The 12,415-nt window shown below is 58.9% G+C and carries 10 protein-coding genes; 8 read left to right on the top strand and 2 right to left on the bottom strand.

Annotated features, from left to right (window positions below; translation table 11 throughout):
• Positions 1 to 35: 35 nt before the first annotated feature.
• The 3 genes from RI103_RS30770 (at position 36) to RI103_RS30760 (ending at position 4,472) form a co-directional block, all read left to right on the top strand.
• Positions 36 to 1,190, top strand: coding sequence for an IS110 family transposase (locus tag RI103_RS30770; RefSeq protein WP_310812849.1), 1,155 nt, complete (start codon positions 36 to 38; stop codon positions 1,188 to 1,190).
• A gap of 353 nt (positions 1,191 to 1,543) precedes the next feature.
• Entirely contained in the window at positions 1,544 to 2,365 is an 822-nt protein-coding gene (locus tag RI103_RS30765) for an ATP-binding protein (protein ID WP_310816439.1), read from the top strand.
• A gap of 130 nt (positions 2,366 to 2,495) precedes the next feature.
• Positions 2,496 to 4,472: an ATP-binding protein gene (locus tag RI103_RS30760; RefSeq protein WP_310816438.1), complete on the top strand. Its 1,977-nt coding sequence runs from the start codon at positions 2,496 to 2,498 to the stop codon at positions 4,470 to 4,472.
• Between the two features lie 9 nt (positions 4,473 to 4,481).
• Here RI103_RS30760 and RI103_RS30755 read toward each other — a convergent pair whose 3' ends face one another.
• Positions 4,482 to 5,186: a response regulator transcription factor gene (locus RI103_RS30755; RefSeq protein ID WP_310816437.1), complete on the bottom strand. Its 705-nt coding sequence runs from the start codon at positions 5,184 to 5,186 to the stop codon at positions 4,482 to 4,484.
• A gap of 1,619 nt (positions 5,187 to 6,805) precedes the next feature.
• On the opposite strand from RI103_RS30755, the gene RI103_RS30750 reads away from it, so the two are divergent.
• Entirely contained in the window at positions 6,806 to 8,272 is a 1,467-nt protein-coding gene (locus RI103_RS30750; RefSeq protein ID WP_310816436.1) for a hypothetical protein, read from the top strand.
• Positions 8,273 to 8,407: 135 nt separating this feature from the next.
• On the opposite strand, the gene RI103_RS39740 is transcribed toward RI103_RS30750, so the two are convergent.
• On the bottom strand, positions 8,408 to 8,542 hold the full coding sequence (locus RI103_RS39740; RefSeq protein ID WP_409077007.1) for a hypothetical protein: 135 nt from the start codon (positions 8,540 to 8,542) through the stop codon (positions 8,408 to 8,410).
• Positions 8,543 to 8,603: 61 nt separating this feature from the next.
• Between RI103_RS39740 and RI103_RS39735 the strand changes: the two genes are divergently transcribed.
• Genes RI103_RS39735 through RI103_RS30730 form a run of 4 tightly spaced genes read left to right on the top strand, consistent with a single transcriptional unit; the run spans position 8,604 to position 12,384 of the window.
• Positions 8,604 to 8,732 carry a hypothetical protein gene (locus RI103_RS39735; RefSeq protein ID WP_409077006.1) on the top strand — a complete coding sequence of 43 codons (129 nt, stop codon included), beginning with the start codon at positions 8,604 to 8,606 and terminating at the stop codon, positions 8,730 to 8,732.
• 32 nt (positions 8,733 to 8,764) lie between these two features.
• Positions 8,765 to 10,321, top strand: coding sequence for an alkaline phosphatase family protein (locus RI103_RS30740; RefSeq protein WP_310816433.1), 1,557 nt, complete (start codon positions 8,765 to 8,767; stop codon positions 10,319 to 10,321).
• Positions 10,311 to 11,027, top strand: a complete 717-nt coding sequence (locus tag RI103_RS30735) for a response regulator transcription factor (RefSeq protein ID WP_310816432.1) — start codon at positions 10,311 to 10,313, stop codon at positions 11,025 to 11,027. Before RI103_RS30740 ends, RI103_RS30735 begins: the two co-directional genes overlap by 11 nt.
• A complete protein-coding gene (locus RI103_RS30730; protein ID WP_310816431.1) occupies positions 11,020 to 12,384 on the top strand; it encodes a HAMP domain-containing sensor histidine kinase in 1,365 nt (454 codons plus the stop codon). Before RI103_RS30735 ends, RI103_RS30730 begins: the two co-directional genes overlap by 8 nt.
• Positions 12,385 to 12,415: the final 31 nt, after the last annotated feature.

Raw genomic sequence — 12,415 nt, 5'->3', positions numbered from 1 at the left:
ATTGACGGGTCAAGGCTTGCTCAATGGAGGGCATTATGGACAAAAATCACGTTACTGGATCCGACGCTGGCGAAGCTATTCTCGCCGTGTCGCTCGAACTGTCCGCCGCCAAGTGGAAGGTCGCGCTTCACGACGGACTTAGAGAGCAGCCGGCGGTCCACACGGTCAGCGCACCGCAGCCAAACGTGCGACTCCAGGCCGTTCTCGATCTGATCGCGCAGCAAAAGCATAAGTGGTCGCTGCCCTCGCAGGTACGCGTAGTCGTCAGCTATGAAGCCGGGCAGGACGGATTCTGGATCCATCGCGCGCTGTGCTCTCGCGGCATCGATTGTTATATGGTCGATGCCGCGAGCATTCCTGTGGAGCGCCACAAACGGCGCGCAAAGACGGACCGGCTAGATGTCATTAGACTCGTCACCAACCTGCGGGCATGGCTTCATGGCGAGCGCGACCGCATGCGCGTGGTGCGTGTGCCCTCTGTCCAGGATGAAGCCTCGCGTCATCTGATTCGCGATCGCGGACAGTTGCAGAAAGAAGTGTTGCAACACCGCAACCGCATGCGCAAACTGCTCGTCACGCTCGGTTGCTGGGATAACGTCAACCACCGCTCGTTCGCCGGACTACTTAGACGCGGTGAGCTCGCCTGTTACGACGGCACACCACTGCCGGACGAGTTGCGCGAACGGCTAGTGCGCGAATGCGCGCGCCTCGAGCTCGCGGAACAGCAACTCGCTGCGATTGAGCGCACGCTCCAGGAACGTCTGCCTGCCCCCGTGCGTGAGCGGATCACTTACCTCAGTCGGCTCAAGGGTGTCGGCAACATTGGAGCAACACGCCTCGTGCTTGAACTGTTTTGGCGCCAGTTCAACAACCGTCGCCAGCTTGGTGCATGCGTGGGACTCGTGCCGCAGCCATACGACAGCGGTCAAAGCCGTGTCGATCAAGGCATCAGCAAACAGGGAAACCGACGCGTACGAAGCCAGCTTGTCGAGATGGCCTGGTGCTGGCTGCGATACCAGCCCGACAGTGCGCTGGCGCGGTGGTTCGACGAGCGCACGCGAGGCACCGGCCCGAATCGCCGCGCGCGTCGCATCGCGATCGTTGCGGTCGCCCGGCGCCTCGCGATTGCATTGTGGCGTTTCCTGAAAGACGGAATCATTCCCGACGGCGCCCAGTTCAAGCCGGCATGAAACCACGCCCAGATAGCTCGACGTTCTGAAGGTTAGAGTGTGATGTGCCCGTAGGGTCGGCGGGTTGCTCAACGCAACTGATCCTTAGATGGGGCGCATCTCCCGGATCGCACTGTCCGGCGCAACGCGCATAAGGGATGTGGCCGGTACAACACCGGCGGATAGAAGTTGGTGAGACGTTGGATCTCACGTGCGCAGGAGACGGCTCTAACCCGACATTACGAATATGGATCGTGCCAGCCCATACTCGAGGAGCCCCTTATGATCTGAACATCAACACAAAGCTGACCAGCACTTGACAACTCACTGCTCATAGAAGCCGGCCCTATCTGGTCCGTACAGATCGACATGCGTTGGACAGAATCGTCCGCAACATGGTGATCAATGCGGTCCGTTATACGCCGTCCTACCAGGGGAAAAAGAAGGGGCATATTCTGGTGAGTTGCCAGAGGCGTGGCAACGCAGTAACGATCAGCGTTTGGGACAACGGGATCGGTATCCCTGAAGACAGACAGGCGGATATCTTCAAGAGCTATGTTCAGGTCGATAATCCCGAGAGAAATCGGGAAAAAGGCTTTGGCCTGGGTCTGTCCATTGTCCAGGGTCTCGCCGACCTGCTTGGTCACGAACTGAATGTGAACTCGACACCGGGGCGTGGATCGCGGTTTTCGGTTACGGTCCCCTTTGTTGGACTCGTACCGCTCGAGTTGCTCGAGGTTAAAGCGGTCGAAGACGACGACCCAGACCTGACCAATATGGTAGTGGTGATCATCGAGGACGATAGCGACCTGCGAGTCGAAATCTCGATGCGCCTGACCGAGCACGGATGCTACGTCGTGGCGGGAGAATCATCACACGACGTGATCGAGCAGTTGCGCGTCGAGGCCTTGGCAAGTGGTCCGCACTTTATCCTCTCCGACTACCGGCTGGAGCACGAGGATGGTGTAGCGGCGATTGGGGCGGTGCGCGCTGCTGCCGGTGCTTCGATTCCCGCGATCCTGTGGTCGGGAGATACCTCGTCGGCGGTGCTCAAGAAAGTAGCGCTTAGTGGGATGAAGCTATTGTCGAAGCCGGTTTCTGAACAGACCTTGTTGAGCATACTCGCCAGACACAAATCAAGAACATCGACAGAAATCGGGGTGAAAGCGGTCGCGGGGAACGTCAGGAGTGGATAGTAGTGATCTTCGCGCTTTCATAGACTACGAACCTTTGTTCGGCGCATAACGGAACATCTGTCCATCGACTTACCGATGGACTGGTTGCACAATCGAGCAGCATGCTGAGCCTGATCCTCGGAGGCCTTCGATGGCATCCTTAACTCAAACGCGAAGTGGTTCTGCTGCAGGCGGAAAGCCCCAGGCGAGAACACGACCGGGTGCGAGTGAAACACTTAATAATGAGCGCGGCAGATTCGCCGAATTCCTGAAGCCCTTTCTGGGACCGTTTGCAGCGCTCAACGCCGAGCAGACCCTTCATGTCGAACGCGCGTTATTGTTTTCACTGTCGCGTCGAGCATTATATTGGACTGTGCTACTGGCGGTCGGAAGCTCGCTTCTGTTCGTATTTGGAGCGTGGATCCAAACTTCGCTTTTCCATGTTTTGTTCCGTGCGCTCTGGCTCTTGGGAATGTGGGGGATCGCCATTCCCATGGCGACATACCTGCTGAAAAAGACCATGGTGCTGCCGAAGCACGCTGGTGTCGACGCGATCGAGCAGATGCACCGGGCGTGGGCCGCATTGGTCATTCTGACATCGTTCTGGTGGGCGGTGGGGAGCTTTGGGTTGAGCCCGCCCAACTTCTCGGGCCATGCGTCTTACCTGAAATTGGCCAGATACGGGTTTTTTGAGTACACACTGATCAGCCATGCATTTACCCTGTTGCTGCTTGCCCCCAGTCTTCGTGCGACGCTAGGTTCACTAGTGCTGGGCGCTATCCCATTTGGATTTAGCATAGTACCTCCGCTGTATGTATACCGGCCAGGAATGCTCATCTGGTTTACGGCTCAACTAATTGGTTATTGTTTCATCGCCTGGTTCATTTTCTACAATCAGAAGCGTGGATGTGTAAAGGGGGTCATTCTCGACGAGGCACGAGCGCGGGCCGAAGCGGCAAGGGCGGAGAAGAACCAGCTTATCGCTGCGATAAGCCATGACTTGCGGCAACCGCTCACAACGCTCGGGCTGAAGTTAAATTATGTCGAGCGGAACATTCAATCAAGCAGTCTGGCCGAAGACCTGTCGATCGCGCAAAGGCAAGTGGATGCGATGGAAGGGATGATCAATGGTGCGCTGGATATCTGCCGTCTAGAGTCAGGCACGTGGAATGTCGAAATTCAAGAGGTCGTGCTGCCCTTGGTTTTACACGATATCGTCGAGGATGTGCAGCCGCTGGCCGGGGCGAAGGGCCTGAAGTTAAGGCTCCATAGCCGGCCCTATCTGGTTCGTACAGATCGATACGCGCTGGACAGAATTGTCCGCAACATGTTGATAAATGCGGTCCGTTATACGCCGTCCGGCCGGGGGGGGAATAAGGGGCATGTTCTGGTGAGTTGCCGGAGAAGTGACAACGCGATAAAGATCAGCGTTTGGGACAACGGGATCGGTATCCCTGAAGACAGACAGGCGGATATCTTCAAGAGCTATGTTCAGGTCGACAATCCCGAGAGAAATCGGGAAAAAGGCTTTGGCCTGGGTCTGTCCATTGTCCAGGGTCTCGCCGACCTGCTTGGTCACGAACTGGATGTGAACTCGACACCGGGTCGTGGATCGCGGTTTTCGGTTACGGTCCCCTTCATGGGACTGGTACCGCCTGAGTTGCTTGAGGTTAAAGCGGTTGAAGACGACGACCCGGACCTGACCAATATGGTAGTGGCGATCATCGAAGACAATAGTGACTTGAGAGTCGAAATCTCGATGCGCCTGATCGAGCACGGATGCTACGTCGTGGCGGGAGAATCATCACACGACGTGATCGAGCAGTTGCGCGTCGAGGCCTTGGCAAGTGGTCCGCACTTTATCCTCTCAGACTACCGGCTGGAGCACGAGGACGGTGTGGCCGCGATTGGGGCGGTGCGCGCTGCTGCCGGTGCTTCGATTCCCGCGATCCTGTGGTCGGGAGATACCTCGTCGGCGGTGCTCAAGAAAGTAGCGCTTAGTGGGATGAAGCTATTGTCGAAGCCGGTTTCTGAACAGACCTTGTTGAGCATACTCGCGAAACATAAGCCAAAAACATCGACCGAGAGCGTGGAGAAGGTAATGACGGGGCACATCAGGAGCGAATAACAGAGATTTTCACGACACGCCCTTATCTGCGGCTTCTCTTCCGAGCGTCAACTCGGCATTGACTCTGAGTGCGGCTTCAACGCGGTTTCTGACCTGGAGTTTGTCATAAATCACGCAAGAAACCTGTCTCACATGTCCCTCGGAGACGTTGAGTTCTCTGGCGATCTGTTTGCCTGAGAGACCACGTGCAATGCAACGCGCGAGGTCCCATTCTCGCGGAGAAAGTCCGAGATGATGCTGATTGCGGCTTGCCGGGGGCGGTTGCGTCGAGCAGGCAAGGCGTAGTAACACTTCTTCAGGAATCCAGAGTTCGCCGCCCAAAATCCTGCTCAATCCAACAAACATTTTTTTGTGCGCGCCTCCTTTCAAAATGATTCCTCGCGCAGCATAGTCACGCATGCAGGTGCGCAGAATTTCAACTTCCTGATCGTTGCCCGGAGCGAGTCCCGTGCAGATGACCACGGGAACATGCGATGGATTTCCGGCCTGGAAATGTTCAAGTGTCGTGGCGCCACGGTTCTCACCATCCAGATTGAGATCCAGGAATACGAGGTCTGGAGGAGGTGTCTGGTTTACTTTTTCAAGCGCGCTGGCAAGCGTAAACACCGGCGTGACTTCGATTGGAGTTGCGCTCAATTCCGACGCGTGTGATTGGACATATTCGGAAAGCGCAACGCAAAGAATTTCGTGGTCATCTACCCACAAAATTTTCATGGTCGCTTCTCCTCTTCATACACTAGAGAAAAGCAGTCGATTGCGCGCCACGTGTGTGCGCACACGTGCTTATGAGCTTAGCATATCGGGCAACGCCGCGAAGCTTTAAAATGACAGAGAGCTTTCTGCTTGCGCGGCGTTTGAGTTACGTCACCTGGTTGGTTATAGCCTGGCGGACGCATGCTATTCGCCGGATCGAAGTCAGGCTTCCATGGCAACCGCGGACATAGGTCGTTCGCAAGTGGTGGTGGCGCGCCGACAGCCTCGGGGCGAGATGTCTGCGGCATGCCGACAGCTCGGTGTTCCGGCCATGCGCGAAACGCGTCGGAAGCCAGAGGATTGACTTATAAGGTAGTCAGCGGACGGCTTTTGCGCAATGATCAGGCTGACGAAGACGAACCCCGGATCAGACCAACGACGTGCGGAGGTGCGGCTGCTACCTTACGAACGGGACCTTAACCTCGTCATAAAACGATCCATTTTGTTGGCTCGAGATAGTTGATATTGCTGTAGCCCCAACACAGCCGAGGCAGACAACCAAGGTATTGCGGCTTGCCTCGTTCGCCAACATACGGAACCGCGTGGCAGGCCTGTCCCTGACCGCCGGCGACTGACCGCAGCCCCCACCGGGCGAGCGGTTTAGGCCTGCGGGCCAAAAGCGATCGCTCGCTTATGATTCGCGAACGAACGCTCGCTGCCACTCATGAGAATAAAATTGCGAGAGCTGCTTTTCCGCGGTGAGAGGATTGCGGCTCGCCACCAATCGAGGCGTAGCTGCGAGCCAGTATGGGGCGCGGCCGCCGAATCTGCGAAGCCCTGTAGGTGCATAAAACGGGCGGCCCGTGGTTTTTTTAAGCGTCGGCGTATCAAAGCGACAGGAATTGCGTGTCTCTGCCGGCTTTGGGTCTTTCGAGCGGCCGATTTTGCGGCTGAAAACGACGAGAATGGGTTGTTAAACCGCGACATCAATTGGTGAACTCTGCAATTCCCCTCCCGGTACGCTGGGGCAACCGCGCCGCGACTCTGTTCCCCGTTTGCTTTCCGTTCTCTCGGCATATCTCCTGCAGGGACTGCCAGTAGTCGTTGAAGCGAGTTTCTTCACGTTCCACCTTTTCCCTACGTCTGGCCTCCCGCCCTCTCTGTACCAGCCGCGCTGCGAGAGGTGGGTTCAAGGTGACGCTCACGTAGTTTTTCGATGACTAGCCAGAAATTACAGACGAGCCGTGAACTATTTCTCGACGTGAGACCGTCTTTACTTTCGTAATTTTCGGGTCATCTGGCCGCAGCGTCCCAATCGTATCTTCCAGGTTTGCACTTCCATAATCAATCGTCGCTCCGCGATCTCTTCTCGAGGACAAACGACTCAAATGCAAACCACGCTACGCTTGTTGCCGATCGCAGCTGTCGTCTCGATACTCACCGCCTGTGGGGGCTCCAACTCGCCGACGGCACCGAATAGTAATCCCGCGACGCCTGCGCCGCCGGTTACGTCGACCAGCGCCTATGTTGCCGGCAACCTGCTGGTGGCTCGCACAGCATACGATCCCACATTTTCCGTTTCTGGAACACTGCCCTACAATGCGACGCCAACCGCGGCAAACGCCGCCCCGATCAGCGCCGTGTCGCCGGGTACCTTTCCGAACGTATTCACAAACGATGGGAACGACGCCAACTTCGGCGTAACCTCCGAAGCGTACCTGGACCAGTGGTCACCCGATGATAGTTCACCTTCGCAAACGCTCGACATCACCGCGCAAGCCGCGAAGAACGGCGTGAAGTTTGCGACGAGCTTTGCGTCCAAATCGGAAATGGCACTGAACGTATCGCTCGACAACCGGTCGCTCACGTTCGTGGGCTACAACGCCTCGCCTGACCAGCTCGATATTTCGAATTCGAATACGCCGGGCGTTGTGGACACCACGAACACCGACGTCGCGACGCCAACCTACCGCACGGTCGGCCAGCTGAACTTTACCGACAGCAGCCTTTCGTTCACCAATACCAACGCCTACGCTGGCAACAACGGCCGTTCGGCGGTACTCGCGAATGGCATGTACTACATCGTCGGCAACGCCGGCAACTCGGGCAAAAACCCTAAGCCGACCACCGCGCAACTCGACATGTTGACGATGTCGAGCGGCGTTCAGAGCATCGTCCCGGGCAGTACCTGTGCATTCACGCAGGTAATCGGGGCATTCCAGTCTGGCGCGGGTAGCGGCACCTACGCCACGGCTCCGGTGGGCACTGCGTGCTCGCTTGCGTCCATCGGCGCGATCACCAACGGTAGCTCAACGGGAGATCAGTTCGGCTTTACCATTGCGAGCCTGCAGACCACACCCGCAACCGCTGCCGACAAGAGCGGTAAGGATGCCAACTTCCGTGGCCTGTACGTCGGGCCGGACGGCACCGTGTATACATCGAAAGGTAGCGGTGGCAACGGCGTGAATACGATCTACCAGCTCGGCGCAACTGCCGCGCTCGCGAACGGCGGGCTGCTGCCGCAAGCTGCTGCGATCACGATCGTGCCGGGTTTCCCGACTGCGCTGGCCGCTAATTTGACCAATCTCACGTCTCCCGGCCAGGTGACCGGCACGGTTTACCCGTTCGGCATGTGGATCCCGGCGTCGAATCCGTCGCTGATGTTCGTGGCCGACGAGGGCGACGGCGTAGCAGGCGATCAGGTATCCGGAAGTGGCGGTTTGTGGGTCTATCAGAAAAGCGGCGCGACGTGGACACCGATCGGGCACCTTACCGTCGGCCTGAATCTCGGCACCGCGTACTCGATCACCGACACCACGGGCGTCTACGGTGTGAAGTCCGCAAGTTACACGACGACGCCGGACGGTCTGCGCGATATCACCGGTCAGATCAACAGCGATGGTTCGTACACGTTGTATGCGACGACCTCGACGATCGGCGCAAGCCTGGGCACCGCGTTCGATGCGGGTGCGGAGTCCAACCAACTGGTCAAGATTACGGTGAACGTGACGGGCTCCACGGTGACGTCCGCAAAGGGCTTTACGCTCATGCAGACGGCACCCTACGGTCAGGCGCTGCGCGGCGTCGCGATCGTTCCGAAGTCGTAAGCACGGCATCGGATCGATCGGCATAGGGGACGGCCGTGAGGCCGTACCCCTGCCACAGCACCTGGCATGCGGGTCCGCACCGGGCGGTTCGGGAAGTTGAGGTGAGGAGAGCGTGTGGTCGCGCAGTATCGCGACCTACCGATTGCGCAACTCTTCAGTGCGGCAGTGCGGCTGCAAGGCGTGCGCGATCGCGAGGATATCGATGCCCATCTGGAAGAAGTCGTGATGCGCGAAGCGGCGTTGCGAGCCGCCATCCAGGCCGCGCTGCATTACCCGGAATCGGCACGGATGGCCGGCATCGCGGGTCGCTTTCCAGCGCCGCGATGGCACGGTGTCGGGCGTGAGAGTCGTCGTGTCGAGCGGCGTTGGACTGCTGGATCGCGCAGCGCTGGCTGCCGTCAGGGACGCCGCGTGCCTGAAGCCTGATGCCGCGTTCGCAGGCAAGACGCTATCCGAATAATTGTGGGTTACCTTTAAACTCAACGAGCAAGAATGAAACCGATCTTTTCAAAACTCGGCATTGCCCTTTCCGTAGCCTTTTCCACGGTCGGCATAGCATGCGCCGGAACACTGCCAGCAGGCGCGCCGGTGCAACACGTGCTGCTGATCAGCGTCGATGGTCTGCATGCGAGTGACCTCGATAACTTTATGCGCTTGCACCCAGCGAGCGCAATTGCCAAACTGGCGCAGCAGGGGATCGACTACACCAATGCGCACACGGTGGCGCCCGCCGATTCGTTTCCCGGCTTGCTCGCCTTGACGACGGGCGGCACACCGGCCGTGACGGGTGTTTACTACGACGCTTCGTACGACCGCATGCTGGCCGCTCCCAGTAGCGATTGCAGCCGCAGAGGCACGGCGGTGCTCTACGACGAAACGCTCGACATGGCGGGCACCGACGGTCGTGAAACGATCGATCCCGCGAAGTTGCCGCGCGATCCGCAACGCGGTTGCGCGCCGGTCTATCCGCACTCGTACTTGCGGGTGAACACGATTTTCGAAGCCATACACGATGCCGGCGGCTATACGGCCTGGACCGACAAGCATCCCGCTTATGAACTCGTCAACGGACCGTCCGGGCGCGGCGTCGACGATCTGTTCGTGCCGGAAATCGGTGCGAACTTCGAAGGACTCGATCACACGGACACGGGTGGAATCACCGGTTCGCTTGCGCGCACCGAGGACTACGATGGCATCAAGGCGCGTGCCGTGCTGAATGAAATCGACGGACTGACGCACGACGGCAGCCGCCATGTGCAAGTACCGAATGTGTTTGGGCTGAATCTGCAGGCTGTCAATGTTGCACAGAAACTGTACGGCTATCGGGACGCCAACGGCACATTGACGCCCGGTGTGGATCGCGCAATCGGTTACACGGATCAGTTGATCGGCAGAATGGTCGACGAACTCGCGCGACAGCATCTGCGCGACAGAACGCTCGTGATCGTCACCGCAAAACATGGCAACGGTCCGATCGATCCGTCACGACTGGACAAGATCGACGAGCGCAAATTGCAGAAAGTGATTGCCGACGCGGCACCCGGCGCGCTCGCGCAGTTGACGACCGACCACGGCGCTTTGATCTGGTTGCACGACGGGAGCGCGGCGCCGAAGATCAGCGCCGCATTGCGCGCGCACGCCAACGCACTTGGCATCGCGGACGTGCTGAACGGCGATCGTCTCGCCATGCGCTTCCCGGCGCCGGCCCAGGATAGCCGGACACCGGATATCGTCGTGGTGTCGAAAGACGGTGTCATATTCGCGAAACCAGACGATGGCAAACTCGCCGAACACGGCGGTTTTCATGACGACGACACGGCGGTGGCGTTGCTCGTTGCTGGCCCGCAGCTGGCGAATTCGGGTCGCCGCGTGACATTCCCCGTTTCGACCACACAGGTCGCGCCGACCATTCTGGCCGCACTGGGCCTCTCGCCCGCTGAGTTGCAGGCCGTTGTGGAAGAGGGCACGGCTGTATTGCCTGCCACGAACTGGGTCCGGTCCGGACAACTCGCGCAAGCCCAACAAGGAGACGCTCCACTTGGCAAGTGAACTGCCGATTGCCCGCCTGTGCGGGAAGCCGCCGCGCGTGCTGGTCGTCGAGGACGATCCGCACGTCGCGGTAGAGATCACTGCGGCACTGGAGGACTATGGCTTCGAGGTCGAGGAAGTGTCGACCGGTCATCATGGGCTACTGCGAGCAATGAACGGCGAGTACGACGCAGTGATCCTCGATCGCATGCTGCCGGATATCGATGGACTCTCGATCCTCGCGACGCTGCGCAACGTCGGCCGGAGCACGCCTGTGTTGATCCTGAGCGCACTAGGTGCGGTCGATGAGCGCATACGTGGGTTGCGCGCAGGCGGCGACGATTACGTCACCAAGCCGTTCGACGGACTCGAACTCACGGCGCGGCTGAACGCGTTGCTACGCCGTCACTCGTCCGTCGGCGAACCGTCGCTGCTCAGAGTCGGGAATCTCACGCTCGATCCCGTCACGCGTTTCGTGAAGCGGGCGGATTGCACGCTCGAATTGCAGTCGCGCGAGTACGGCCTGCTCGAATTCCTCATGCGACACGCGGGACAAGTCGTCACCCGTGCAATGCTGTTCGAATCCGTCTGGAATTACCGGTTCAACGCGGAGACGAACGTCGTCGATATGCATATCTCCAATCTGCGCCGCAAGGTGAGTTGCAACGGTCGGCTGTCGGGCATGATCGCCACTGTGCGCAATGTCGGCTATATCATTCATGAATAGAATTCGCCAACGCATTCCGGCCAGCGTCCCTGGGATCGTCTGGTTGCTTGGCGTGTTCGTCAGCTCCACGATCGTGCTATTTACGCTGTTGTACTGGTTGACGAGCAGCTATCTGGTGCGTGAAGTGGATGAACGTTTGCGCGGCGAAGTGACGGAATTTCAGTCGATCGGACGTGCGGAGGCAGTCGCCACCATTACGGCATTGTGCCGGCGCGACATTGCCACCAGCCGGCCTTATGGCGTGTTCGATGGCAACGGCACATGGCTTGCGGGGAACATGACCAGATTACCTGATCGGCTCGACCGCGTACCGTTCGACTACACGCAGCCCCTCGCCGGCGGTGGCGTCGGATCGGCCGGCCACTATCGCGGCATCATCGTGCCGACCACCAGTGGTTTGCGCATCCTGGTCGGACATTCGATCGACGAGATATCCAGTTTTGACCGCACGCTGGTGAGGACTTTGTGCGCCGGCGTGCTGATTACGATCCTGTTGGCCATTGTTTGCGGGAGGGCGCTCAACGGCATGTCGAACCGGCGGATTCGCGAGATAGGCGAGACGAGTCGTGAAATCATGGCGGGCAAGCTGAATCGTCGCCTGCCGACACGCGGCACGAGTCACGACCTGGATCGGCTAGCCACGATCGTCAATACGATGCTCGACGAGATCGAGCGTCTGGTCGAAGAGGTCCGCGGTGTGTGCGCGGGTGTTGCACACGATCTCCGCACGCCTATGACGCAACTGCGCGCAGGTCTGGAGCGGGCGAGTCGCCGCTCTCGAACGCGCGAGGACTATTCCGACGCTGTCGAAACCGCGATCACGCAATCGGACCTCGTGCTGAACCGGTTCACCGCATTGCTCAGAATCGCTGACGTCGAGGCAAGCGTTCGCCGTGCGAGTTTCGCGCCGGTTGCGATCGACACCGTATTGCGCGACCTCGTAGAACTCTACGAGCCGCTCGCCCACGAGCGAGGAATTCGGATGACAGTGCAGGCACAATCGCCGGTTCACGTCATTGGGGACGTCGATCTGCTGTTCGGCGCGGTTGAGAATCTACTCGATAATGCGTTGAAGTTTACGCCTACTGGCGGAGCGATCCTGTTGACCGCGCACTGCAACGGAGAACGGGTCATCGTCGAAATCACCGATACCGGTCCGGGCATCGCTCTTGCCGAGCGCGAAGCGGTTTTGCGGCCGTTCTATCGAAGTATGAATTTACATTCGAAGGCGTCCGGACACGGTCTCGGGCTGAGCCTCGTTGCAGCGATCGCGCGCGTGCATGACGCGGAGTTCGAGCTTTCGGACAATCAACCCGGGTGCAAGGCCTCCGTGAGATTCACGAGTTACATCCGCTGAGCCGCGCGGGTTCGTACTGCAACGAGAACAT

This window comes from Paraburkholderia sp. FT54 (genome assembly GCF_031585635.1).
In the GTDB taxonomy this organism is placed as follows: Bacteria; Pseudomonadota; Gammaproteobacteria; order Burkholderiales; family Burkholderiaceae; genus Paraburkholderia.
The sequence above is the reverse complement of the archived record's forward strand: the minus strand, read 5'-3'. Positions and strand labels throughout refer to the sequence as shown.